The sequence below is a fragment of the Candidatus Woesearchaeota archaeon genome (genome assembly GCA_021734105.1).
GTDB lineage: Archaea > Nanobdellota > Nanobdellia > Woesearchaeales > SKGA01 > SKGA01.
In genome coordinates, this window is the sequence record JAIPJP010000019.1 from 1 (window position 1) to 23,534 (window position 23,534).

General features: G+C 32.9%; 29 protein-coding genes and 1 tRNA gene. 12 read left to right on the forward strand and 18 right to left on the reverse strand.

The annotated features are described in order from the left end of the window. Positions 1-10: 10 nt before the first annotated feature. Complete coding sequence (gene lgt, locus K9M74_04115; GenBank protein ID MCF7799065.1) at positions 11-832, reverse strand: prolipoprotein diacylglyceryl transferase; 822 nt, start codon at positions 830-832, stop codon at positions 11-13. A 387-nt stretch (positions 833-1,219) separates the two neighbouring features. Here lgt and K9M74_04120 point away from each other — a divergent pair, with 387 nt between their 5' ends. Genes K9M74_04120 through K9M74_04135 form a run of 4 tightly spaced genes read left to right on the forward strand, consistent with a single transcriptional unit; the run spans position 1,220 to position 3,486 of the window. Further along, a complete protein-coding gene (locus tag K9M74_04120; protein MCF7799066.1) occupies positions 1,220-1,684 on the forward strand; it encodes a hypothetical protein in 465 nt (154 codons plus the stop codon). Between the two features lie 30 nt (positions 1,685-1,714). Further along, complete coding sequence (locus tag K9M74_04125; GenBank protein MCF7799067.1) at positions 1,715-2,167, forward strand: dUTP diphosphatase; 453 nt, start codon at positions 1,715-1,717, stop codon at positions 2,165-2,167. 51 nt (positions 2,168-2,218) lie between these two features. Continuing rightward, positions 2,219-2,791, forward strand: a complete 573-nt coding sequence (locus K9M74_04130) for a methyltransferase (protein MCF7799068.1) — start codon at positions 2,219-2,221, stop codon at positions 2,789-2,791. Further along, a complete protein-coding gene (locus K9M74_04135) occupies positions 2,788-3,486 on the forward strand; it encodes a hypothetical protein (GenBank protein ID MCF7799069.1) in 699 nt (232 codons plus the stop codon). The genes K9M74_04130 and K9M74_04135 overlap by 4 nt, the downstream gene beginning before the upstream one ends. Here the strand turns inward: K9M74_04135 and K9M74_04140 are convergent. Together K9M74_04140 and K9M74_04145 are read right to left on the reverse strand one after the other, a co-directional pair. Further along, the gene (locus tag K9M74_04140; protein ID MCF7799070.1) at positions 3,433-4,404 is read right to left on the reverse strand and encodes a sodium:calcium antiporter; all 972 of its coding nucleotides are present in this window, start codon (positions 4,402-4,404) and stop codon (positions 3,433-3,435) included. The two genes, K9M74_04135 and K9M74_04140, sit on opposite strands and share 54 nt — an antisense overlap. A 404-nt stretch (positions 4,405-4,808) precedes the next feature. Beyond that, on the reverse strand, positions 4,809-5,735 hold the full coding sequence (locus K9M74_04145) for a transcription initiation factor IIB (protein ID MCF7799071.1): 927 nt from the start codon (positions 5,733-5,735) through the stop codon (positions 4,809-4,811). A 248-nt stretch (positions 5,736-5,983) separates the two neighbouring features. On the opposite strand from K9M74_04145, the gene K9M74_04150 reads away from it, so the two are divergent. The 5 genes from K9M74_04150 (at position 5,984) to K9M74_04170 (ending at position 10,014) form a co-directional block, all read left to right on the forward strand. Beyond that, positions 5,984-6,412 carry a hypothetical protein gene (locus K9M74_04150; protein ID MCF7799072.1) on the forward strand — a complete coding sequence of 143 codons (429 nt, stop codon included), beginning with the start codon at positions 5,984-5,986 and terminating at the stop codon, positions 6,410-6,412. 1 nt (position 6,413) lies between these two features. Next, entirely contained in the window at positions 6,414-6,983 is a 570-nt protein-coding gene (locus K9M74_04155; protein MCF7799073.1) for a hypothetical protein, read from the forward strand. 177 nt (positions 6,984-7,160) lie between these two features. Then, positions 7,161-7,829, forward strand: coding sequence for a hypothetical protein (locus K9M74_04160; protein MCF7799074.1), 669 nt, complete (start codon positions 7,161-7,163; stop codon positions 7,827-7,829). Between the two features lie 31 nt (positions 7,830-7,860). Next, positions 7,861-8,856: an RNA-guided pseudouridylation complex pseudouridine synthase subunit Cbf5 gene (locus tag K9M74_04165; GenBank protein MCF7799075.1), complete on the forward strand. Its 996-nt coding sequence runs from the start codon at positions 7,861-7,863 to the stop codon at positions 8,854-8,856. Positions 8,857-9,021: 165 nt separating this feature from the next. Next, positions 9,022-10,014 carry an AI-2E family transporter gene (locus tag K9M74_04170; GenBank protein ID MCF7799076.1) on the forward strand — a complete coding sequence of 331 codons (993 nt, stop codon included), beginning with the start codon at positions 9,022-9,024 and terminating at the stop codon, positions 10,012-10,014. Positions 10,015-10,047: 33 nt separating this feature from the next. Here K9M74_04170 and K9M74_04175 read toward each other — a convergent pair whose 3' ends face one another. From K9M74_04175 to K9M74_04190, 4 genes are all read right to left on the reverse strand, one after another. Further along, positions 10,048-10,446, reverse strand: coding sequence for a hypothetical protein (locus tag K9M74_04175; GenBank protein MCF7799077.1), 399 nt, complete (start codon positions 10,444-10,446; stop codon positions 10,048-10,050). Positions 10,447-10,448: 2 nt separating this feature from the next. After that, positions 10,449-10,898 carry a hypothetical protein gene (locus K9M74_04180; protein ID MCF7799078.1) on the reverse strand — a complete coding sequence of 150 codons (450 nt, stop codon included), beginning with the start codon at positions 10,896-10,898 and terminating at the stop codon, positions 10,449-10,451. A gap of 144 nt (positions 10,899-11,042) precedes the next feature. Beyond that, positions 11,043-11,513: a hypothetical protein gene (locus K9M74_04185; protein MCF7799079.1), complete on the reverse strand. Its 471-nt coding sequence runs from the start codon at positions 11,511-11,513 to the stop codon at positions 11,043-11,045. Between the two features lie 132 nt (positions 11,514-11,645). Then, entirely contained in the window at positions 11,646-13,997 is a 2,352-nt protein-coding gene (locus K9M74_04190; protein ID MCF7799080.1) for an alpha/beta fold hydrolase, read from the reverse strand. Between the two features lie 226 nt (positions 13,998-14,223). On the opposite strand from K9M74_04190, the gene K9M74_04195 reads away from it, so the two are divergent. Continuing rightward, the gene (locus tag K9M74_04195; protein ID MCF7799081.1) at positions 14,224-14,628 is read left to right on the forward strand and encodes a hypothetical protein; all 405 of its coding nucleotides are present in this window, start codon (positions 14,224-14,226) and stop codon (positions 14,626-14,628) included. After that, on the forward strand, positions 14,625-15,281 hold the full coding sequence (locus K9M74_04200; protein ID MCF7799082.1) for an endonuclease III: 657 nt from the start codon (positions 14,625-14,627) through the stop codon (positions 15,279-15,281). The genes K9M74_04195 and K9M74_04200 overlap by 4 nt, the downstream gene beginning before the upstream one ends. Positions 15,282-15,434: 153 nt before the next feature. Here K9M74_04200 and uppS read toward each other — a convergent pair whose 3' ends face one another. Then, positions 15,435-16,118 (reverse strand): di-trans,poly-cis-decaprenylcistransferase, encoded by a 684-nt coding sequence (uppS, locus tag K9M74_04205; protein MCF7799083.1) that lies wholly within the window; start codon positions 16,116-16,118, stop codon positions 15,435-15,437. Positions 16,119-16,225: 107 nt separating this feature from the next. Between uppS and K9M74_04210 the strand changes: the two genes are divergently transcribed. After that, complete coding sequence (locus K9M74_04210; GenBank protein ID MCF7799084.1) at positions 16,226-16,579, forward strand: response regulator; 354 nt, start codon at positions 16,226-16,228, stop codon at positions 16,577-16,579. Between the two features lie 224 nt (positions 16,580-16,803). On the opposite strand, the gene K9M74_04215 is transcribed toward K9M74_04210, so the two are convergent. The 10 genes from K9M74_04215 to K9M74_04260 all read right to left on the reverse strand — a co-directional run bounded on the left by K9M74_04215 (position 16,804) and on the right by K9M74_04260 (position 23,332). Then, the gene (locus tag K9M74_04215; protein ID MCF7799085.1) at positions 16,804-17,640 is read right to left on the reverse strand and encodes a hypothetical protein; all 837 of its coding nucleotides are present in this window, start codon (positions 17,638-17,640) and stop codon (positions 16,804-16,806) included. Positions 17,641-17,919: 279 nt separating this feature from the next. Next, positions 17,920-18,987 carry a RelA/SpoT domain-containing protein gene (locus K9M74_04220; protein MCF7799086.1) on the reverse strand — a complete coding sequence of 356 codons (1,068 nt, stop codon included), beginning with the start codon at positions 18,985-18,987 and terminating at the stop codon, positions 17,920-17,922. A 370-nt stretch (positions 18,988-19,357) separates the two neighbouring features. Then, on the reverse strand, positions 19,358-19,717 hold the full coding sequence (locus K9M74_04225; GenBank protein MCF7799087.1) for a DNA-binding protein: 360 nt from the start codon (positions 19,715-19,717) through the stop codon (positions 19,358-19,360). Positions 19,718-19,841: 124 nt separating this feature from the next. After that, positions 19,842-20,417: a nucleotidyltransferase domain-containing protein gene (locus tag K9M74_04230; GenBank protein MCF7799088.1), complete on the reverse strand. Its 576-nt coding sequence runs from the start codon at positions 20,415-20,417 to the stop codon at positions 19,842-19,844. Between the two features lie 350 nt (positions 20,418-20,767). Continuing rightward, the gene (locus K9M74_04235) at positions 20,768-21,181 is read right to left on the reverse strand and encodes a hypothetical protein (protein MCF7799089.1); all 414 of its coding nucleotides are present in this window, start codon (positions 21,179-21,181) and stop codon (positions 20,768-20,770) included. A gap of 1 nt (position 21,182) precedes the next feature. After that, positions 21,183-21,866, reverse strand: a complete 684-nt coding sequence (locus tag K9M74_04240; GenBank protein MCF7799090.1) for a hypothetical protein — start codon at positions 21,864-21,866, stop codon at positions 21,183-21,185. Between the two features lie 58 nt (positions 21,867-21,924). Then, on the reverse strand, positions 21,925-22,266 hold the full coding sequence (locus K9M74_04245; GenBank protein ID MCF7799091.1) for a hypothetical protein: 342 nt from the start codon (positions 22,264-22,266) through the stop codon (positions 21,925-21,927). Positions 22,267-22,323: 57 nt separating this feature from the next. Further along, the gene (locus K9M74_04250) at positions 22,324-22,680 is read right to left on the reverse strand and encodes a hypothetical protein (protein ID MCF7799092.1); all 357 of its coding nucleotides are present in this window, start codon (positions 22,678-22,680) and stop codon (positions 22,324-22,326) included. 216 nt (positions 22,681-22,896) lie between these two features. Beyond that, positions 22,897-22,974, reverse strand: a tRNA-Arg gene (locus K9M74_04255). Positions 22,975-23,059: 85 nt separating this feature from the next. Continuing rightward, complete coding sequence (locus K9M74_04260) at positions 23,060-23,332, reverse strand: hypothetical protein (GenBank protein MCF7799093.1); 273 nt, start codon at positions 23,330-23,332, stop codon at positions 23,060-23,062. Between the last annotated feature and the right edge of the window lie 202 nt (positions 23,333-23,534).

Below are 23,534 nucleotides of genomic sequence, written 5' to 3' on the forward strand. Positions count from 1 at the left end.
TAACGCTTGTCTATGTTTTCTTGCTCTTCGTTTTAGGGAACCAATACTTTGTAACAAGAATGTAGCCTGCACCTAAGACCATGAGAAGGCTGAGAACTTGACCAGTTGACAGGATGTCAAAAAACCATACTGCATCGTCACGCCAAATGTTGGTGATAATTCTTAGGACGCCATACATGAATAAAAAGAGCCATGTCGCATAGCCTTCGCGATATTTGTTCTTGAGTCGTTGTTGTTTATCATTGACAAGGAGGATGATAAACATTGTTATGTTTTTTAATGCTTCATATAATTGCGAGGGATGGCGATAGCCATCGCAAGCAGGCGGGTTGTTTAAATTTACTGCCCAAGGAACATTTGTTATACGACCGCAAAGCTCAGCATTGGTAAAGTTTGCAATACGACCAAAAAACAATGCAAGCGATGCAGGAATAACAATGTGATCAGTAATTTCAAAGAAACGAACTTTCTTCTTATGTTTCTTTACAAAGAGCAGTGTTGCAATCACAAAACCAATCATGCCGCCATGAATACTCATGCCTCCTTGCCAGATTTTAAACATCTCTAAGGGTGCTGAAAACAATACGTCTGTTTGAAAAAATAAGAATTCTCCCACTCGACCACCAATAATGCCGCCAAGAATAGCATAAATAATGAATGTATCTGTTTCTTCAAGTGTTAGATTAAGTCTTTTTTGTTTTGCTTGATAACGCAGATAAAAATATGCAAACAAGAACCCTAAAGCATATACTAATCCATAATAACGAATACCGAACCCTTCTTTAATAAAATCTAAATGAATGAGAATCGGATCAATCATTAAGTCAAACATGGAATGCAAAAAATATTTTAGGTATATAAAATTACTGTATTTTAGAAGTTTTTAACTTATTATGTGGTATTTTTCTTGCTTTGCATAATTAGTTGTACAGTATATGTTCTTTTTTCTTTACAGCTCATTTATTGTTTTTATTGTGGTTTATTTAGAACAGTTAAGGAATTTGCTTAGTATTAAAGCAAGATGTTTTTTAAATGTCTTTAATTTTTTGCTCAATTTGTTTAGTCAAAAAACAAACATATTTAAACCAGTAGTTGTAAAAATATTTTATAATGTGTTTAATTGTTATTGAGTCGCTCGCGTCTTTTGATTGTGTAGCTGGATTTAATGACTTCAAAAATTACGGGGAATGATTTTTGATTTGTTGGGGGAAAAATATTAATGACGCAACCTACTATTGCAAAAGATACACCACTTGCAGAAATAACTCTGCGTAAGTATGAGAAACCACAAACATTTACAGGTAGAGAACTTGTACGAAAACTTTGTTTAACGCTAGGCTTACTTCAGCCAGGAGATTCTCGAGATGTTGTTGTTGATGTACTTCACGTAATGTTAATGGAGAAAAATGCACTTTCTAGTAAAGAAGTGGAAAAAAAGGTAATTGAAAACCGAAATAACCATGGCGTACCTTTACTAGGCATTGCTCCATCAAATATTAGACGACAATTACTTCGATGTCGAGAACTTTTTTTAATTGAAAAAGTCAAATCAACTTATCGCATTACAGAAAATAGTTTATTCACAGAAATATTTGCTGAGAAACTTGAGCGATATTATTTACAATCAATTCTTGATAGAACAAGAGAGTATATGCAACGAATTGATGAAGAATTCTTATCTTAAATTAGTTTCTTAAATTATTTGGTGTTAGTTATGAAACAACGAGGATTTGAACTGGTTAGTAGAGTGGTTGGCGATACTAGTTATCAACTGCCTATGCGTATGACCAAACGATCTCCAGCCTATGATTTCTTTAGCCCACTAGATGTAGTGATAAAGCCAAACGAGAAAGTGAAAATACCTACGGGCGTGAAAGCATTTTTTCAATTCGGCGAAGGACTTTTTATTATTACTCGAAGCTCCCTGGGAACAAAATACCAAATAACGCTAGCAAATAACATCGCACTTGTTGATCCAGATTATTATAATAATTCAGATAATGAAGGAGAAATATTTGTATTTCTTGCGAATGAAGGAAAAGAAGATTTTGTTATTAAACAAGGCGATAGGTTTTGTCAAGCATTCTTTTTACCAGTACTTCTTGCAGACGATGATAATGTGTTTGAAGCAGGGCGAGAAGGTGGTTTAGGTTCTACTGGAAAATAGATTCTTATTGAAGCAGTAGCTTTTTAAACGAAGTCTGATTTGCTCTTACTTATGACAACGCCAGTCTATGAACCAGATGATGACAGCTATCTTCTTCGAGATATTTTGGAAAAGCAACTCCAAGATAAAGAGGCTCGAGGCGAAGCTCTTGTTCGTATGAAATTTCTTGATATGGGTTGCGGTAATGGATTCTTAGGTTTTACAGCACAGAAAAAGGGGATGGGTGTTACGTTTGTTGATATTAACCCAGAAGCAATAGCAGAAGTTACTAAAATTTTAAACAGTGAAGATGTCCAAGCAGATATAGTTTTATCTGATTTGTTTGAAAAGGCACCTTGTGGGCCATATGATGTTATTGCATTTAACACACCTTATTTGCCAGCTGACAAAGAACTCTTCGATCCAGCACTTCACGGTGGACAAGAAGGTAACGAGACGGCAATACGATTCATTTCTCAAGCAAAACAGTTCTTGGCTGAAAACGGTATCATTCTTCTTTTAACAAGCGACCTTGCCCCAACTGAAAAAATTCGAGCAGCAGCAAAGGAAGTTGGTTTTAGTTGCGAGCAAATAGGTGAGCAAAAATTATTTTTTGAAAAACTTTTGGTGTATAAACTACAATGAATAAAAACAAATTATTTGATTCTTCTTTATCATCGGATAATGATTCAATACATACACTTATGATTGTTCCAGCAGATGTGACTGAATTGCAAGTTCTTGCACAAGGAAAACGAGGCATAGTCTTTAAGGGTGTATATAAAGGACAAGATGTCGCAGTTAAAATTCCTCGACCAAGCAGCGAAGCGCCAAACACAATGGGACTTGAAGCAACTTATCTTAAAAAAGTTAACAAACTACGTCTTGGACCAAAACTATTTGTCGCTGACAATGATTATGTTGTTATGGAATTTATTCATGGAAAACGAATCGGAGATTTTCTTGCAGATATTAGTACGAGTCCAGAAACAATCCTTATTGTACTTAACAAAATTCTTACGCAATTATTTACCTTAGATAAAGCAGGAATTAATAAATATGAACTTACTAATCCTTACAAACACATTATTGTTCAAAACAATAATGAGCCCGTACTCATTGATTTTGAGCGAGCGCGTCATGCAGCAAAACCAAAAAATATCAATCAATTCGTGCAATACTTACAAAGCACTATCATTCGACAACTTCTAACAGGAATAATTGATTATGAACGATTAGCACTACATCTGAAACGCTATCAAGAAACACAAGAACTCTTTGTCTTATCATCCAGCCAAAGAGAGAAAGATGACATAGGCAATAAAAATACAAAAGAGTAAAAGTAAAATTATCCCTTCTGTCTTTGAAATTTTTTTATCATTTGCCATAAAATAATAAGTAATTATTGTTGTGAGTAATAAACCAATAATTATTTCTATATGATCAAAAACGATTGTAGTTGGACCGCTTATTATGGTTGCGATAAGCAAAGGTAATCCTAAACCAAAAAGAATGTTAAAATTATTTGAGCCAAAGACATTTGAGATAGCATCATCAGGTAAACCTTTTTTTGCATTCACTATAGAAATCACTGCATCGGGAAATGAAGTTGCGCTTGCAACAATAGTAAATCCTATGATGAGTGGAGAAATACCTACTGCTTCTGCAAAACGAATTGCTTCTTGTGTTAAGAAAAACGATGCAAAACCAATAACAACAAGCGTTCCTAAGGCGATGAGTAATTCTTTTTTAAGATTAATTATTTCTTTTTTTGGATTTTCTTTTTTTTGATACTTTTTTGTATCTTTACTAATGATTGCGATGTAAATGGCGTAGGTTCCTAAAAGGAGAATTGCAACAGCATAGCCCCAATTTTTTGTTGCGAGAAGAATACTTAGCATAAGAATGACGGTGACAAAATAAAACAGTGCATCGCGGCTTAACACATCTTTATTGAGTTTGAATACAACAGGCGAGACAAGAACACAAATCCCTGGAATAACAAGAATATTAAAAAAAGCGCTTCCAGTAATAGCTCCAATACCTACTTCAAATTTTCCAAAGGCAATAACGCTAAAAAGTGCGACAAGAAGTTCTGGTAAAGAGCTAGAAACTGCGTCAAACGTTGCTGCTTTAACAGATGCTGGTAAGCGCAAATATTTACCGAGTCTTGATGAAGCAGAAGCAAAATATTTACCTGCAAAAAAGATTGCAACGGCCGAGAGAATAATAATTCCTAATGAATGTCCCATACTCATGATTTATTTTTAAGAATAATTACTTATAAATGTGTCTTTTCTATTTTTTCTTGATTTCTTTTTTCAAGGCCATTTACGCATACATGAAGTAAGCGAAGCTTACTGGTGCGCCAAAAATCTTCGATTCACTAAAAAAATCTTTAATTTCTTGTGCACAAAAATGCTTTGCATTTTTAGTGTTTTCGCGGGCGAGCAATAGTGCATGTCAAGTCGAAGACTTGAATGCCCTGCGAAAAGCGCTAGGAAATAGTTGCAGTTTATTCTTTTCGTTTGTTTATCCTTTTTTTAGGATGAATTTCGAAAAGTTTATTCTTTTCGTTTGTTTATCCTTTTTTTAGGATGAATTTCGAAAAGTTTATTCTTTTCGTTTGTTTATCCTTTTTTTAGGATGAATTTTAAAAAGATTAATCCTTTCTTTTTTTCTTAATCTTTTTAATTTCTTTTTCAAGCTCAAGTTTCTCGAGAAGTTCTTTGTAACGATTTCTTATAGTAACTTCAGTAACGCCAGCAACATCTGCAACTTCACGTTGCGTACGCTTCTCTCCGTTGATGAGTGCTGCAACGTATAAAGCTGCCGCTGCAATTCCTGTTGGTCCGCGACCGCTGGTGAGTTCTACGCTTTGTGCTTCTTCAATAATTTCAACACTGCGACTTTGTGTTTCTGCAGAAAGTTTTAGTGCGCTTGCGAATCGAGCAATGTAATCAGCAGGATTACTAGGAAGAATTTTAATGCCAAGTTCTCGAGTGATGAAACGATATGTCCGGCCGATTTCTTTTTTTTCAATACCTGAGGCTTCACCAAGTTCATCAAGTGTACGAGGAACGTCATGACGCCTGCAAGCAGCATAGAGTGCTCCAGCTACAACGCTTTCCATACTTCGTCCACGAACTAAACCTTTTTGTACAGCGAGTGTGTAAATGCGGCTAGCTTCTTCTTCAACAGAACCAGGTAATCGTAAATAGGATGATACTCTTTTTAGCTCGGATAATGCAAGTTTTAAGTTACGCTCAATAGCAGTGCTGATTCGTTGTTGCCATTTACGTAATCTGAAGAATTTGTTTTTGGTCTTTCCACCAAACTTATAGAGATCGGCTTTTCGGCCAACATCAGTTCCAAGACCTTGATCAAACTGAGTGTAGGTCATAGGTGCGCCGGTACGACGCTTTCGAGCTGCAGCTTCGCTGTCAAATTCTCTCCATTCTTGGTCAAAATCAACCATCTTGTCTTCAATGACAAGACCGCAATCTTTACAGATAATTTCTCCTTTATCTTTGTTATAATGTAGATCTAAGCTACCACATTCTGGGCAGCGTTTTACAAATGATGGCATAGTTTGTCCCCCCTTTTAATACCATGAATAGCACGAATATGACTAGTGAAATGGCTATATTTAAAGAAATACATTGAGAGATACTTATAAATATTTCGTTTTTTACAGCTTTTATTTATAAAGATTGCTAAATTATTATAAATATTTTTGTGTCTTTACTGATTTTGTGTCCTAGAGGTTTTCGGTGCTGTTAAGACGAAATGCTTTTAAACCCAACAATTAAAAATGTGTTGTAATAAGAGGTTAAGATGATGAACTTTGGTGCTCGTAGGAAAGGTCAAACATGGTCTTTTGATTTACTTATAGCTGTAGTAATTTTTATTGTGGTTATAGGAATATTTTATGCATTTTTGGCAGATAAACAAAATCCCACAGATGCAGAAAGTCTCCAAGAAGAGGCAAAAGCGATTTCTCATTTACTTAATTGCGATATATCTCCAAGTAATTTTTGTATTCTTAAAAATGGCGAAATAGATCAAGCTCGTCTTAGAGCACTTGCTGAAAAAACGCCTGCCCAATTAGACGAATTAGGTTTAATGGGTAGTTATTGCATTTATCTTGAAGATGCAAATGGTAATCTTGTTCCTGTACCAATAACAGGCGGTAATAAAGCTGGAATAGGAACTGATGATTTCATGCTTAATGATACGCTAGCTTGCAATGGGACGATAATCTAAAATGGACATCTTAACTTATTTGTTTACCGTATTACTCGCATTTCTTGGCCTATTACTTGGAGGATTGTTTTCTGAACTTATTCGTGAAAAACTACATCAAGTGAAACACTTTTTACCTTTCTTACAATTGTTATCTATTATTATTTCGTTTCTTTTACTCTTTGCAGTCTTTCCCCTACTCATTGTTATTATGCTTCTTTTCCTAACTTTTGTCTTTATATGGATGTTTTGGGAGAAAAAAGACCATAATGTTCTTGATTATATTTTCTTCGCCCTTATTTTTGTGATGACCTCCCTTGTTCCTGTGCTGCATTATTACATGACGCTCATCCTTTTTATTTTTGGATTCTTTGCGGGAGGACTTTTTTATTCACTGCACACCAAACCACAAAAGAAAAAGAAAGGGAAAAAAGTCAAGGATGTTCACCCGCACGTAGCCCATCATCGACATTCGGGAAAGCATTATCCGCACAACGTAATCATGCAAGAACTCTTACTTCGCTACTTCTTTTTTATACCGCTCACACTAGCTGCTTATCTTATAGCCCAGGTCATTACTTTCTTTTTCTAAACAACACGGCTGTATTGCTACCTTACAGAATTTATGAGCAAGTCAGATTTCGAAAAATAACTATTTTCGAAATAGAGCTGGCTTGCAGTAGCATTTTGCCAAGCGAAGCTGCAATACGGCGGTGTAGCACTACAGCGGGCAAAAACCTTATAACTCGCACCATGTTATTTTCTTCTTATGAGCAAGCTAACAAAAGTCGTAACTGATGACGGTTCAATTACGTTTCACAATGCAGACGTAGATGAACACTACCACACAACAACAGGCGCTCTAGAAGAAGCACTTCAAAAGCATGTTATTCCTTCAGAAGTTATTAAGTTTGGTACAGCAAGCTCAGAAGTTGTTATTGCAGATGTCTGTTTTGGTCTGGGTTATAACTCCATTGTCGCACTCACTAAAATTTGGGAAGCGAACCCTGATTGCCATGTTACGCTCTTTGTCTTTGAAAATGATGAAGATATTTTAGCACAAATTCATGGCATTGCATTTTCAAAAGAATATCGCATGAGCATGCTTAAGATATTACAATTACTTGATAGAGGACGCTATGAAGATCAAACACTTTCTGCAACACTTTTTAAAGGCGACTTTCGAGAAGAAATGCAGCGCCTCGTAAATGGCGAAGTGGACGTTGTGTTCTTTGATCCCTTTAGCCCAAAAAAACAACCAGAACTTTGGACAGCAGAAGTGTTTACATTAGTGTATAGCAAGATGATTCGGGGAGGCAGCTTAACAACATACTCGTGCGCTAAACACGTACGAGAAAATATGAAGCGAGCAGGGTTTATAGTTGCTGATGGGCCAAGTGTTGGGCGAAAAAGTCCGAGCACACTTGCTATTAAATAGGTTTAAAAAGCATTACGAATTATTTATTTTTATGGGAGATTTACCGTTTGAGCGAATTAAGCGAGAATTACTTACTCGACAACACATTAAGACGAGTGAGAAGTTTGGTTCTGAACCAGATAAGAGGCCAATAGGAGAACTGCTTAATTATGGTGTGGTAAACATTGATAAGCCAGCAGGTCCAACAAGTCATCAAGTTAGCTCATTTGTACAAGGTATTTTAGGTATAAATAAATCAGGCCATAGTGGAACGCTTGATCCGAAAGTTACAGGTGTTTTGCCCGTTGCAATTGGACGAGGAACACGAATAGTACAATCACTTCTTACAGCAGGAAAAGAATATGTGTGCCTCATGCACATTCATGAACCTTTTGCAGAAGAGCAGCTTCGAAAAGTTATTTCTGAAAAATTCATTGGGAAAATTAAACAACTTCCTCCTGTAAAATCCGCCGTAAAACGACAACAACGATATAGAAAAATTTACTATTTAGAAATTTTAGAAATTAACAAACAAGACGTACTTTTTATAGTGGGTTGTCAAGCAGGCACCTATATCCGAAAACTCTGCCACGACATCGGCCTGGCTATGGGGAGTGGCGCGCACATGGCAGAACTTCGACGTACAAAAGCAGGACCATTTAATGAAACAACCAAATTATGTACTCTTCAAGACTTAACCGATGCATTTCATTATTACAAAGAGAATAATGATGAAACAAAACTACGTACACTTATTCAAACACCTGAAATGGGTGTTTCGCATTTACCTTCCATTTACGTAGCAGACACAACTGTTGATGCCATTTGTCAAGGAGCAACTTTAAAAGTTCCAGGAATAGCACAAGTTCAAAGCGAAATACAAGTTGAAGAACCCGTAGCAATAAAAACACTCAAAGGAGAACTTATTGCTGTTGGCATGTCTAAAATGATTTCTAAAGATATGGTGACAAAAGAGCGAGGCGTTGCTGTAAAGTCTAGTCAAGTCTTTATGCCTACAGGCACATATCCCAAAATTCAGAAAAGTTAAATTTTATGATCGTCTAAAAACTTATTTGTTTCTTTAAGGCGGCCTTGTAGTCTTTGTTCTAAGCTCTTTTTTCATTCAAGTATACACAATATTTATAAAGTTAGATTTCTAGTAAAAGAAGTGTACAGAATGTCGAATTAGTGTATTCTGTTTGAGAGGTGGGGATTGACAGATACTCGTAAGCTGAATAAAACACTTGCAACCATTCTTCTTGTAGTTTTGCTTGGTTTTGTAGGCTATGCGCTCCTACCTTTTGTGAACGCTTTTTTTGGCGCATTTATTTTGTATTTTCTCTTTCGACCATTTTATGGCTATCTTCGACGAAAAGGTTGGAAACAAAATCTTGCTGGAAGTTTTGTCCTTGTTACTGTTTTATTAGTTGTTGTTATACCGCTAACTTTTGCATCAACTCTTTTAATTAATGAAGTAGGAAATCTTGTTTCTCAACGAGCAGTTATTGCAGAACAAATAGATACGGTACTAGAATATATTCCTGGTTTAGATTCTATAGATTTATCTTCAGAGCAATTAGGTAATGTTACAACAACAATTAGCAATTTCTTTTTTAATATGATTAGCAGCATAACTAAATTAATAATATCTCTTATTGTTTTATTCTTTGTCCTTTTTTACTTACTCACTGGCGCAGATAATTTACATAAAAAACTTTATACCTATTTGCCGTTTAGGAAAAAAAATGCAGAACGATTAGTTGATGAATTTCAAAAGGTTACAAAAGCAACAATTGTCTCAACAGGACTTATAGCTATATTTCAAGGCTGTTTTTTAGGCTTGGGATTTTTAATCTTTGGATTACCTAATCCGCTGTTCTGGGGATTTTTAGCAGTACTTATTTCTTTTTTACCTGTAATTGGCGTACCTGTTATTTGGATTCCAACAGGTCTTATTCAAATTTTTGTTCAACACAATTATGTTGCAGGAATTGGAATTCTAATTTGGGGAAGCATTATTAGTGGCGCAGATAATTTCACCCGACCATATATTCAAAGAAAAGTTGGAGAAATACATCCACTTATTACTGTTATAGGTGTTTTTATGGGCCTTCCCGTGTTTGGTCTTTTAGGACTCTTTATTGGACCATTATTACTATCTTATATGCTCTTAATTACGAAGATGTATATTGAAGAATATATATGATGGAATTATTTTTTCTATTGCTTTTTTTAATTATTAGTTTTTAGTTTTGTATTTCATCATTGCAGTGATGGTTGATTCTTCAGGTGTTTTAGGTGTGCAACGAATAACAAGATGATGATACTTATTCTTTTTTTGTTTTAGTGTTTGGAGATGTATTGCTTCTATTGTATGTTTGTCTTCTTGAATAATATCATTTATTGTGGCAAAGAATATTTCTGAAGACAATTCTTTTTGATTATCTACGCAACTATAATTTTCTTGAAATTCTTTTTTATCGTGGTTATACAACACTTTTATTTGATAGGAAGAATTTGTTGATATATTATCTTTCATATATTTCTTAAATTGAGAGTCTAAGTCCACGGGCAGTATTGTTTTTCCGATTAATTGTTGTATCTCTTTGAAGAGTTCAAAGTTGTATGGAATTCTCATGTTTAAACCTTTTGTATATTATATTTTGCAAAAAAAGTCCATGTTGGAAGATTTTCTTGTTCAGGCATGATTTTACCAACAAAGAGTTGTTTATGTGTTTTTGTAGTCTCTTTTTGTACAGCAACGCCGTAAACAGTTGGCTCTAGAAATGGATTTGTGTATCGTTGGGCAAGCATTGTTGCTTCATGCAACGGTAATTGAGCAAGGACATTACATTTATTTCCATTAAGCTTCTCTGTTGTGAGCATTTGGTTCCAGAAATAGTTTTCGTTTGCTTTTAACCACTCTTGTTGCGTTCTTAGTGTGGTTGCTTGTACTAATAATTTTGTTGTATACGGCAATTTATGCATTTCTTCAAAAAATTTATTGGGGGTGCATAGTGTTATAGTTGTTTGATTCTCTTTTTTTATTTCTTTTTTTATTATTTTATTAATATGCATACTTCGTATCATAAAATGAGACAAATTTGTTTTTATTCTTAAATATAACGATTGATAGGCTTTCTTAGAACATGCTTCTTTAAACTGCTTTGACGCGTAACTGTTTGCACGCTATTTGCAGTAGAAAAAAGGTTGTGTACGATTAAACCTGTGTGATTAGCAATCGCCACAATAAAAAATCTTATCGACTTGGACTTGTGCTGGCGCGACGTTATTTCTATCAATAGCTTCTGTTGCGGGCGCTTGGTTTTGCCTGACGGGAGCAGCGGCATTTACTTGGGCTTGTTGATTACTTTGCAACGTAAGAAGTTTGTTTTGCATATCTTTGATAACTTCTTGAGCGGTCGTTAGACCGCGCTCAAGAGTCATGATACGGCCATCAGTAAATTGTTTAAATCGGCTAAACATGTTCTGTTGATCTTCTAGCTGACGAGCAAGCCTTGCTTCTTCACCTACAACAGTAGTTTTGGTTTGGTTCTCATCTAGATGGCATTGTGTAGCAGGAATAACGTGCTGTGCACCATTACGATTAATAATGGTTGTATCTTTGATGCTGTTTACTGATTCTTGTGAAAAACCACAATTACGCAGTTCTTGTTCAATTCTGTATTGGCTGTAATCGTTCATCTTATAAAGCATTTATAAAAGAGGTAATTTATAAACTTTTCGCTCTTTTTATATTCTAGTATAGGTTTTTGTATATTAATTAAGCGTGCTGAAACTGTGAACAACATTATGTCTTAAAATTCTTGCATCGCCTTAAGATGTGTATTTGTTAAGAATTTGTTTAATGAGTGTATATGTTTCTGGATATAGTTCTGTATTAACAAAATCCATGTGTAAACTTTTTTGTAAAACATCAGTACAGGTACCTGTTATCTGATAGTTCTTGGCATAATCTAATGCAACACTACGAGCAAGCACAACACCATCACCATCTTCTATTGCATCTTCGCTTTTAGTGGGGCAACCGACAGCTGCAATGGTGTAAAAATCAGTAGTACTTGGCGTAAACAACTCTAAACGTTTAATGAAAGGGCTATTATACTCCATATCGTCGCATTCATTTTGTGCACCTGTTAACGTACAATGTCTACGAATATCGCCTTCTATACCGTGATTTGGTGTTCCTAAAAGGATAACTACTTCTACGGCATCCTCTCCGAACAAATCAAGATAGCTGCGTGTAACTAGACCGCCCATACTATGCGCGATAATAATAACTTTATCTTGGTTAGTTTTTTGACGAATAGTATCAATTGATTCTTTCAAACGAATAGCATAATTTTCAATTCTATCAGTTTTTCTTGTAGTAAAACTGAGTTGACCAAGTTCATAATAATTCAAATAATAATACGTTACTCTTATGGCAAGAGGATTATTACTTTTGCCCCATTCGCCAGCGCTAATAGAATCAATATCTGCTTGGGCATTAAGTGTTCCTGCATGCACATAACCATCTTGTGCTAAACTATTTTGTATAAAACCCATCCGTGTAAACGCCAGTTCAGGACTTGTTGATTTACTAAATGAATGACCGTGTACTAAAATGACTGGTAGTTGGGGTGTGCTTTTACATGCTTGACAATCTCCTTGATAACAACACACTGGAAGTTGCTTGGGCAACGTTAGGTTTTCTGTTTTAATTGTTTGAATTACAATTTTTGGTAATGGTGTTGCGTTAAATAAATTTACAGGACTAAACTCTTGACAATAAGTATTATTGAATTTTATAAGATCTGTGAGTATTGTTGAATCATTACCTATAACAACTGACAAGAGCGTTGCATATGTAGTAGAGATATCGCTGCAAGAATTAATAGTTGTTGAAAGATTATATTTTTGTGCAGTAACATTCGTCAGACTACTTAGTTGTTGTAATTGTTTTAGTTCTTCTTTTTGTAGCGTGGTATAATTTTCTTCTAATTCGCTTATTGCTCTTTTAATTGTTTGCATACCTTTGAGTAATTCTTCTGGTGTAAATATTGTTGACTGCGTAAGAAGCAATTCGTAACTTTTATTTGCAGAATTTATTTTTTTAAATGCTTTGGCATTGACTGCTTGCACATAACTTGCCATTGCCGAATTATTTTTTCTTTGCGTATGAATTTCTTGAGCAAATAACATTGCTTGATTAAACGAAATACGATTATTAATAATGCTGTTGATAAAAAAATCTGTTTGTTTTGCAATAGTTGCTATTTTTGCTTGTTGTTCTTTTGCCAAGGACTCGCTATCTTGTAAACCACCTTGCTCCCATATTAAAAATAATTGTTCTTGTTTAGTTTTCCATTCCGCAAGCGAAGTAAATAATTCTTTAGGAATAGTTTTTCCATCGCTGTATGCTAAGAGCTCCTTGTTAGTTGCATTAAGCGAGTATATGGTCTGTTGAACGGTGTTAAATGTAGTTGTAGATTTTTCTATTAGATTTTGTGTTACATCTTGTACTAATTTTTCTTCGGTGCTTAAATTATAACTTACCGTAACAAAAGCACTTTGTTCATACGTTTTTCCTTTACTTGGACAGATATTTCGTTGTGTTGTTGTACAATTTACTTTATAGGAAAATATGCTTTGACCAGCAACTTCTTTTGGAAGTGGTAGAGTGAATTTTTCTTGACTAGATTTCTCTGATAAACGAGTCTCTGATGAAATAACTATGCCTTGACTAACATCTTCAAGCGTGAATGAACAAACAATATCGCACACAGCAAGTTTTTTTACTGTTGTTGTAAATGTAATGTTGGGAGGGATTTTTTCAACAGCGGCAATATGTTTAATAGACGGTGATACGGCGATATGTGTTTCTGTATCAAATAATAATTTAACATTAATTGAGATAATATAGAATAGTATAAGAAAAAGAATTATTGCTATTGGAATGATAATAAAAAATTTTGTTAAACGTTTTTTTGATGGTTTTTTTATTTTTCTTATTTTTTTTGTTTGAATTGGTTGTTTTTTAGCATTAGGTGTTTGTGCTTTTTTTTCTTTAGTAGGACTTCTTGTAGTACTTCTTTTTTTAGTAGTTTTTGTTGTTTTGGTTTTGTTGCTAGTGCTTTTTATTACACGTAATTTCTTTTCTTGTTTTTTTGCACTTTTGGAAGTCATATGCTGCTTAATAGGACTTCTCCTTTATAAACCTCTCTTATTTACTATTTTTTTATTTGTTTATACAAACAAATTTTGAAAGGGTTTTTCTTTATGTTTTACTATTTTGTTTCTTTATAATTTGATTTTTTTTAAGAATTCGTTAAGGCAGTATGAGATTTATATGTTTAGACAAAGCCTTTTTATCGTAATATTTTTATATTATAACACTTCAAAGTACTATTCTATGCAATTTATCACAAACCTTTTTTTGCTCCTTATTGTCTGTCTATTTTTTATTACTGCTTGTGATATAGAAGATGGTGTGTATGATCATTTACAAAACCAAGAAGTAGGAACCTTACATAAAGTTGACTTTGTGAATGAAACAAATGATGAGGGGTCTGCTGATGAAAAAGGTGTTTTTGAACATTTACAAGAAAATCTTGCAAATGACTATTGTATGGGACGGTTTACAAAAGAAGAACAAGCATTCTTTGAACTTGAGCAACAAGCATACATAGAATTTAATCCAAATGTTTGCGATAAACTCCCTGTTGAACCATTAGTTTTTACTTGTGACGGACAAGAAATAATTTATTATAGTCAAGAGCGTTGTTATAGCTTTTTTATGGTTGATATGATAGAATGAACCAAGACACATTCGCGGTTTTATTTACTACGTTACGAAGGTATGTAAAAAACTTACCAACGCCAGTTGTAGAACTTATTAACGAGCGAACGGATGATGTCTTTAAAGTTTTAGTAACTACTATTCTTTCAGCACGAACAAAAGATCAAACAGTAACGCGTATTATTACTAATTTATTTACTCAAGTTCAAGTTGTAGATGATTTTGAAACATTAACTCTGAAACAAATTGAACAACTTATTTATCCAGTTGGTTTTTATCATAACAAAGCAAAGCAACTTAAAGAGCTTCCTTTAGTTTTAGAAAAAGAATTCAATGGCATAATTCCTTCTACTGTTGAAGAACTTATGAAGTTGCCAGGAGTGGGAAGAAAAACAGCGAATCTGGTTGTGGCTGTGGGTTTTAAAAAACCAGCAATATGTGTTGATACTCATGTACATCGTATCATGAATCGATTTGGTTATGTGAAAACAAAAACACCTTTTGCAACTGAAATGTCTCTTCGAAAAAAATTACCTTCTAACTATTGGCTAGATATTAATTGGATGCTTGTGTCTTTTGGACAACATCATTGCACGCCTATTAGCCCAAAATGTTCAACCTGTCCAGTACAAGAACAATGTGAGCAAGTAGGAGTGACTAGGAGTAGATAAACTGGGTTTCACAATACGGATTTAAAGAAATATGGTGAGTGAATATTTTTGAACATGGTGAAGAAAATCTGCATAAGTGAGTAGTATACTTTGATGCCTAAAGGAAGCAATAAAGCTTGGTTGTTGTTGACCTCGAAACACTACTATGTAGACTTATTTACCAAACGTTCGATTACGAGCTTTAAACTCATTCAGGCATTTGATAATATCTTCTTTTTCTAATTCGGGCCAAAATTTTTCTAAGAAAAACCATTCACTATACGTGCTTTGCCAAATAAGAAAATTACTCGTTCGAACATCACCGCCTGTTCTGATAATAAAATCAGGTTTATCTGGCATATATACATATTGATCAATTAAATCTTCATCAATTTGTGTGGGAAGAATTTTTCCTGCTTTAATGTCTTGAGCGATATTATGCACTGCATCAACGAGTTCTTCACGACCACCATAACCAAAACAAAAATTAAGCATGTAGGTATTATTATCTTTGGTATTCTCTTCTAATTCATGACACATCTGTTGAATATCTTCAGGAAATAAATCTAAACGACCAAGATAACGGACTTTTACTCCATCTTGTGTGATGCGAGGATCATCTTTGAGTTTATGATATGTTTTTCTAATAATATTCATTAAATAATCAAATTCATGTTTTGGACGATTAAAATTTTGCATAGAAAAGGTGTATAAGGTTAATTCTTTAATATCAAGTTCTTTACACCATAAGAGCACCTTTTCAAACTTATCAGCTCCACTTTCGTGACCTTTCCAAGGCTCTTTCATGAGTTTTTTAGCAAAACGACGATTGCCGTCCATAATCATACCGATATGCATGGTAAGGAAATAGTTAGAAATTCATTTATAAATGTTATGGGATATGCTTCAACTTTGTTCAATTTTTTTAGAAATTATTATATGTGTACTTGTTTTTTGCTCTTTTAATGAAAAAAATTCTTTATGCAGAAGATGAAGACGCCAATTATTTGCTCATTTCAGCGTATTTAAATGGTTCTTATTGCTTGCACCGAGCAAAGACTGGTTTTGAAGCAATAGATTTGGCTCAGTTATTATCTTTAGATTTTATTTTAATGGATATTAAAATGCCTGAACTTGATGGCATTGAGGCAACAAAATGTATTCGAGAATTTAATACAACTATTCCTGTTGTTGCATGTACAGCAGATGTGTATTCTCTTCGAGATAATGACTTAATACATAATTTATTTACTGATTATTTGTCAAAGCCAGTTACAAAAGAAGTTTTTTTTCAACTATTGGATAGGTATTTAAAATAGTTTTTAGATGAGTCTTGATTTAACTTATTGTACTATTTACTTATTTCAAAATAATGTTCTTTAGAAGGTATCAATTTGCTGTTCATATTTTTTTTGTATTCTAGTAATTTATTAGTTTTTATCTTTGCCAAGTTATACTTTTTTTTAGGGTGTGGCCAAAATTATGTCTAAGATTTTTTTATAATTTTAAGTATGAAGACTTAATTATTGTTGCAAGATATGCGTTAAAGGTTTTTTGGGGGTATGAAAACCCCATATGCATTTTCTGCTTTTTCTCTTGCTTGTTTTTTTACTTCTTTATTATTTTGATTATTATTTTTGTTTATTTGAGCTAAATAGATTTGTGCAAATTCATTTGCAACATGATTCGATAGTAAAGCAGTTTCTTGCCAAATGGGGCTTGGAATATTACTCCCGCTTGCAATTGCAAGATAGGTATATTCGATAGCTTCTTTAGTGGTTGAAATTTCATAAAAAGGATTATTAACTAACAAATCAATTGCTTTAATGGCATTATCTTGAGCACAACTTAACAGACTATGATATCCTTTGTTTATTTTATCTATTTTACCATAATGTTTTTCTAAAACTGTTTTAAGAATTGTATCATTATTTAATGTTCCTTGCAAGCGTAACGAAAATAATTTTTTTTCTAATGTGGAAAATGAAATACTCTGTTCTAGAAGCGGTTTTATTTTTTCTTTCTTTTTAAGCCTACTTATTTTATGATATACATCACTTTCTTTGAATTTATTTTTTACTGTCTGAGCATCATCTGTTAACGAGAAATTAAATCCCGAAAACAATTTTCGTTTTTGCATCTGTTTAGCTTTTTCATCTAAGGCAAATATTTCAATTAACTTATTTCGCAATTGTACTTGATTACGTTCTTGCATGATTTGTACTTGATGCGCTTTGCGCTTTTCATTAACTTTTTTAATACCATCAATAGTATCTAAACTATAGTCTATTTTTTCTTTAGGGACTATTTTTAAATAATTACTTGTAGAAAAACTATTTGGTTTTATAGATGAATTTGAAATTGGTTTCACGCTTGTCATATGAATGCTATACTGCTATTTATGTAGCTAGCGGTTTAAATAATTTTGGATTGCTTTAAGAACGCATATTGGTCGTTTTTAAAGCATTCTTTTATGGCGGGACCTTCCTGGTTTTAGGAAGGTTTGGTTTTGCAGAATAAGAAGTGGTGACTCTAGGAGGCGACACGCCCAACGGGACGTCTTAAGGACTCTTAAACTCTTACGATTGTAATCATTATATACTAGATATATTACATTTTTGAGATGAATTTAAGCAAAGAAACTTATTTGTATACTATTTTAAACAATAACTTTCTCAAGTATTTTATTTAGAAGTTTTATAAATTCTTTAGTATCTGCAAAATAATTAGGATATGCTTTTTTTAATTCTATTAAGTTATCTGCACCAACAAGAACTACGTCATATTCTTTTTTTCCATAAATTTTTCGTTCTACATCTGCATACATTTTTATTGCTTTTTCTTCTTCTCGTTTAGAAAAAGAAGTAATGGTTATTTTCTCCTGAACAGTGTCAAGCTCTAATACAAAGAATTCTTTTTGCTTTTCAGATTTTAAATCTTCGAATTGTCTTAGAGATTCATTCCATTTCTTCATTCGAGTTATTATGTTAAGTTCTTTTTCTTGCTTTTTTATTTGTAAATATAATTCTTTTTCATTAAGAAAAGTATCTGGTACTAAAGGACAATTCTCCATTCTTGCGAATGCTGAAGAAACAAGTTTAAAGAACTTAGTCCATTTTTCTTCTCCTTCAGATAATTTTAACGCTTGACCTATAAAGAAACTAGTCGTTTCAACAGCAGTTGCCCAAATATGTTGCAATTGAGATCTTATTTGTACTTCGATATTAAGACCATTATATTCTTTTCTTTCCCTATCGCTTTTATATTTGTAAACTAAATGAATACTCCTATAACCATCCTTTTTAGGATAAGTAACATAATCATATTCTTTGACAAGTTCATGTCTTAATTTACTGTTAAGATATTTTTCTTTTAATTGAGTAACTTCTTTCATAGATTTGACTATTGCACGACATCCAGCAATGTCTTGCATCCTAGAAAGTTTAATTCCTCCTTCTTGAGAATTATATTTTCTATTAAGTTTTTTCACAATTGAAGGTACGCGTTTAAGTCGTTGAACAGTTACTGCTTTTTTGTCAAGAGATTCCGAATAATTTTTCAGAGTCTTTTTGAAAATATGTAGCGGATAACTATGAATTCCTCTCCAATGACTAAGAATTTCTAAAGCTTCATTTTGTTCAAGTTCAGTGAGTTGTCCTTTTGAAAGAATATTACCTGCCTTATCTACTTGAGATTTAGAGTGTTTTTTGGGATCAAGCAATCTCATGACATTAATTAAACGATATAGATATATAAATGTTTGCATTTCGAGGGAAAGTAAATAAATTTAACTTGTTAAACGCGGGAAAAATAATTCATTGCATTATACTTTAAATAAAGGGTTTTTTGTTAAATAAATTATTTTTTTATTCTAAAATGGTTAAACGCGGGAAATTTTAATTTCTTTTAGGAAATAATGCGTTCACAAGAATGTAATGGATTTAATCCTAAAAAGTATTAAAACGAATAGCGCATTTAGAAGGCGATACGTCCAAAAAGGACGTTAGTTGGACTCTTAAAAGTCAAAATCAGTGTTTTGTATACATTGTATGCCAAAAGTATTACATACTCTGAGATTTATTTTAAGCAGATGAGAATTATTTTACTAACTCCTCAGTCTTTTGCATGAATTCAACAACTTTAAAACGATAATCTTCAATTTTATCTTTAGAAAACAATATTTCTGTTGCGTAACTTGCATTGTGCCGATCGATCTTTAAATTTGTATAAAACTTTGCATCATCTTTATTTATAGATAATTCATTTATTAATTCTGCATCTTTAATATCGATGTTATATTCTTTTATCAAAAACAAGAGTGTTGCAGTATGATTTTTAGAAATGAAGCTTTTATTGGTAACTAAAGCTAAAGCGCAATGATAAAGAGAATAATATAAAGTTACAATAAGCCAATCATTAAATTTAATTTTATCTTTATTTAATGTGAAAAATTCCAAATTATGTTTTGCCTTAGCTAAATATGCTTGAACTAGTTCAGGGTTGGAAGATATTTTATTTAATTGTTTTTTCTTAATAAAAAAATCAACTTCTTTATCTAATAAATCAACATTTCTAAAATAATCAACTATTTTTATTTAATAATACCTCATAAAAATTTTGCTCTCCAAAAACAGGAAAACCAGTTTTTTTAGCTTGTATAACAATATGATCAGTTGTATCAATAAAATCTTGAATCGAACAATAAAAAATATTCAGTGGATAATTCGAAATTATTTCGGAATCTTTTCTTAAAGGATTAAGATTTGGTTTTTCGTTTGATATTATCAACAAATCAATATCGCTATTTTTTTGTTCCTCCTTTCTGGAAGCAGAACCAAATAACACAACTGAAAAAATAGTTCTTGGAAGTTTAGATAAAAAATTTTGAAGAGGAACACGAACACCGCGATTAAGATCATCAAATTTCGAAAGTGAAAGTTCGGAAAATTTTAATGAAACTAATCGTTTATTTTTTAATATGTAGAATGTATTAGATTTAGTTTTATCAATTGAAAGTATGTTATTTGAAACCAATTTTTTAAGATTATGATCTAAAGAACTATCTGAAAGACCAGTTAATTCCTTTAATTCGTTAAAATAAAGCTTAGATTTCCGACTAGTTAAATAAGCTAAAAAAATCTTCATTTCAGGTTTCATGTAGTTTATATACTTGAGCTCATTTATATAACTTCTGTTTTTGGAGTGATTACTTCTGTTTTTAGAGTTGTTTTGAATCTGTAAAATTAAATAAGTTCGTGATTTTTTTGTAAAAAAAGTTAATTAATTAGACTTTTTGACAAAAATAAGAATTTGCAACAAAATTTTGTATTACCTTCTCCGAGCTTGAGTTTTAAACGATGACGACTTTAGAACTCTTGAAATGTAAGGAAATTATTGAAAATGTTTTTGAGTGAGTAAGCCCCATCAGGTACACTCCCTAAAACAAAGAATTAGTCAAGAGAAATCTTGCGACATAAAGCTTAAAACTGCATGTGACCTAAACGTGGTCAGAACAGAGGTGAACTTTCCGAAATACACTTAACAGTTTTGTTTGTATCGGTTACCTTGGACTTAATATCTTCATCATACAAATGAGGTGAATGATATTCACATTTACATACATCTACTGATTTAATTACTCCTTCTGCAACATATTCTTTTCTGTCATATAACTCATTTATAACATCAGGTTTTATTTCAATAGAAAAGCCATTAGAATCAGTTAATTTTTTTGTAATTCCCAAATCATACAATCTCATTGGTTCAGGATAACTTAATCTCCCTGTAATTTTTACTGTTTGATTCAAATAAGATTCAGGATTAAGAGAAATATCTTCAATTTGATTATTTAATGGAATCAAATCACAAGCAGTTAAAGAAATAACCAAAAGCAAAAAGCTGACTATTACAAGTAACTTCATTTTATTTACACTCAGCCTCACAAACTTTTTTTAGAAGAGCAGAAAGATGCTCCGATGAAGGATTATTCATTTCAGGATTATTTTCAACACAAATAGAATAGCAATCTTGATATTCTTCAAATTTAGAATTATGATTTATTGATTTATTATAAACAGCATCTACATCTTCTATCCAAGAACAATCACTAATCTTAAAATCTACAACTTCAAACACTTGAACATATAATTCTACACCACTAGAATCTCCTGAGCGTTTAGTTGAATCTAATGGTTTTAACACCAAATATGCATTAAAATAATTAGACCCTAAAATAACACCATCATCAGAAACTATTCGTTTAGAATAAGAAACATAATTATCAGGAACCCCATTCATAGATTCGCGAACACTATTGTAGGCAACAGGATAAAAATAATTCACATTTTGACCATCTTTACTGCCTTGATAATACTTTAAATCAGCAAACTTAACTGAAGAACCATCAGACCATTTTGAATCTTTAAAATACCAATTATTCCCTGAATAAAAAAGAGTCACCTCATCAGGAACTAATTGAGATGCCTTAGAATCACAAACAGAAGTATCCTCTTTAAGAATAGTTGAAGAAATAGACGAGCAAGAAGTTAATAACAAGAAGGAACTGAACAAAATAATCATTATAATGAGACTTTTTGAAGCAACCATAATGATATTGCGAGTCTGAACTATATAAACCTTTCACACTAAATAGGATAACTCTAAGTTAAGACCCTAAAATAACAAGAACGATAAAAATATGAAGAGTATTTAATATACCAAACGCCCACATAAACATATCTTCATCAGATTTAGAGGGGTGACGATTACCTTTACGAGTATCATCATCAATCATTTTAACCCAAGACCAAAGAGAAGACCTTAAAAACCAAGCAATAGCGCTAACAACAGTAATAATTAAACTCTTTCTTTGAACAACACTCAAAGTTAAACCTTGAATAGGAATAAATAAAGATAACATAAAAATAGTTGTAGAAACATATAAAATGAATTGTTGAACATTCTTTATTCCAAAATTAGGCAATATTTGCAAAGGCGATTGAGTCATAAAAAGATAAAAAACAGAAGATGTATTTAAAATTTAACTTTAGTTAAGAACAATAACTTAATCCTTAGATAAACCTGAGTAAAATAACCAAGTAAAAACATTCAAGAAGATAATAGCAACAAATACCAACATCAATAAAGTTATAGATATATCAACAAGGAAATTGCTTAAAGAAGAAAAATTCAGTGACCAATTAACAGATTGAACAGCACCATAAATAATCTGACCACACAAAAGCATAGCTCCAGAAATAATCCCAGCCCATACATTCTCTGCAAAACGAGCGTTTTTCTCAATATTCTTAGATGAAATATGTTGAATTTTTTTTAAAGTTCGCACTAAAAACACAACACCCCAAAGAGATATATTAAGAAAGAATCCGAGAATAATCAAATTAACAATCCAGTGAACCATAATAAGAGAAAGTATAATTGATATTTAAAATTTCGTAACCCTTCAAAATACCCAAAAAGGTGGTGACCCCGGGAGGTAGTGTCGTTTGTACTCCGGACCTCCTGTGTAGTTGTAGAATTTGTTTGAGATGAAAGAATATGGTGAACCCAGGGGGTAGTGTCGTTTGTACTCCGGACCTCCTGTGTAGTTGCAGAATTTGTTTGAGATGAAAGAATATGGTGACCCCAGGAGGATTCGAACCCCCGACCTGCCGGTCCGAAGCCGGCCGCACTATCCAGGCTATGCTATGGGGCCATAACCATGGTAGCTAGAACCAGAAAGGGCTTTATAAAGTTACTTAATTTGCAGATTAAAAAAATGAAAAAGAAAATACAACGATTTATTTTTCAGCAATGTGGTAATTGCATAATGCATCGTAGACATTATAGGTGCTTGGATGATATCCTGTGTTGCATGCATCTAATAGTCCTTGACATTCGCTATCACTAATACGACCCATAGCTTTTACGTCTCCTGCTAGGTTATCTTCTGTTGTAACGATTGTCGGGAGGAGGTTTTTTGCTCCGCCTTGCATCATTACAAGACCTACTAATCCTACTACTGCAACAATTGCTACAAGAGCAATTAATGCAAAATTATTATCATTTGTCATATATTACACCTCACGTGATATTCTTTACTCTAACAAAAGTTATTTAAAAATGTTACTATTGGGAGGGCTTGTTCAAAGTGATTGCTCTCCAGAGCCAGTAAAGCAAAGATTTACTGCTTTGACTTAGCTTCTCAAGATTGTAGGTGATGATTTGCCATGCGAATTCTCTTTTTTTCATGTAGTGTAGTTTGCTTCGCAAACT

Bases quoted from the DNA above. Each gene is read 5' to 3' on its own strand.
- K9M74_04235 (MCF7799089.1), bottom strand. From the start codon at position 21,181: ATGAAGTTACTTGTAATAGTCAGCTTTTTGCTTTTGGTTATTTCTTTA.
- K9M74_04140 (MCF7799070.1), bottom strand. From the start codon at position 4,404: ATGAGTATGGGACATTCATTAGGAATTATTATTCTCTCGGCCGTTGCA.
- K9M74_04215 (MCF7799085.1), bottom strand. From the start codon at position 17,640: ATGACAAGCGTGAAACCAATTTCAAATTCATCTATAAAACCAAATAGT.
- K9M74_04135 (MCF7799069.1), top strand. From the start codon at position 2,788: ATGAATAAAAACAAATTATTTGATTCTTCTTTATCATCGGATAATGAT.
- K9M74_04210 (MCF7799084.1), top strand. From the start codon at position 16,226: ATGAAAAAAATTCTTTATGCAGAAGATGAAGACGCCAATTATTTGCTC.
- K9M74_04160 (MCF7799074.1), top strand. From the start codon at position 7,161: ATGAGCAAGCTAACAAAAGTCGTAACTGATGACGGTTCAATTACGTTT.
- K9M74_04180 (MCF7799078.1), bottom strand. From the start codon at position 10,898: ATGATACGAAGTATGCATATTAATAAAATAATAAAAAAAGAAATAAAA.
- K9M74_04120 (MCF7799066.1), top strand. From the start codon at position 1,220: ATGACGCAACCTACTATTGCAAAAGATACACCACTTGCAGAAATAACT.
- K9M74_04245 (MCF7799091.1), bottom strand. From the start codon at position 22,266: ATGACTCAATCGCCTTTGCAAATATTGCCTAATTTTGGAATAAAGAAT.
- K9M74_04250 (MCF7799092.1), bottom strand. From the start codon at position 22,680: ATGGTTCACTGGATTGTTAATTTGATTATTCTCGGATTCTTTCTTAAT.
- K9M74_04165 (MCF7799075.1), top strand. From the start codon at position 7,861: ATGGGAGATTTACCGTTTGAGCGAATTAAGCGAGAATTACTTACTCGA.
- uppS (MCF7799083.1), bottom strand. From the start codon at position 16,118: ATGCATATCGGTATGATTATGGACGGCAATCGTCGTTTTGCTAAAAAA.
- K9M74_04220 (MCF7799086.1), bottom strand. From the start codon at position 18,987: ATGAGATTGCTTGATCCCAAAAAACACTCTAAATCTCAAGTAGATAAG.
- K9M74_04195 (MCF7799081.1), top strand. From the start codon at position 14,224: ATGCAATTTATCACAAACCTTTTTTTGCTCCTTATTGTCTGTCTATTT.
- K9M74_04150 (MCF7799072.1), top strand. From the start codon at position 5,984: ATGATGAACTTTGGTGCTCGTAGGAAAGGTCAAACATGGTCTTTTGAT.
- K9M74_04185 (MCF7799079.1), bottom strand. From the start codon at position 11,513: ATGAACGATTACAGCCAATACAGAATTGAACAAGAACTGCGTAATTGT.
- K9M74_04190 (MCF7799080.1), bottom strand. From the start codon at position 13,997: ATGACTTCCAAAAGTGCAAAAAAACAAGAAAAGAAATTACGTGTAATA.
- K9M74_04125 (MCF7799067.1), top strand. From the start codon at position 1,715: ATGAAACAACGAGGATTTGAACTGGTTAGTAGAGTGGTTGGCGATACT.
- K9M74_04130 (MCF7799068.1), top strand. From the start codon at position 2,219: ATGACAACGCCAGTCTATGAACCAGATGATGACAGCTATCTTCTTCGA.
- K9M74_04145 (MCF7799071.1), bottom strand. From the start codon at position 5,735: ATGCCATCATTTGTAAAACGCTGCCCAGAATGTGGTAGCTTAGATCTA.
- K9M74_04240 (MCF7799090.1), bottom strand. From the start codon at position 21,866: ATGGTTGCTTCAAAAAGTCTCATTATAATGATTATTTTGTTCAGTTCC.
- K9M74_04155 (MCF7799073.1), top strand. From the start codon at position 6,414: ATGGACATCTTAACTTATTTGTTTACCGTATTACTCGCATTTCTTGGC.
- K9M74_04200 (MCF7799082.1), top strand. From the start codon at position 14,625: ATGAACCAAGACACATTCGCGGTTTTATTTACTACGTTACGAAGGTAT.
- K9M74_04230 (MCF7799088.1), bottom strand. From the start codon at position 20,417: ATGAAACCTGAAATGAAGATTTTTTTAGCTTATTTAACTAGTCGGAAA.
- lgt (MCF7799065.1), bottom strand. From the start codon at position 832: ATGTTTGACTTAATGATTGATCCGATTCTCATTCATTTAGATTTTATT.
- K9M74_04260 (MCF7799093.1), bottom strand. From the start codon at position 23,332: ATGACAAATGATAATAATTTTGCATTAATTGCTCTTGTAGCAATTGTT.
- K9M74_04175 (MCF7799077.1), bottom strand. From the start codon at position 10,446: ATGAGAATTCCATACAACTTTGAACTCTTCAAAGAGATACAACAATTA.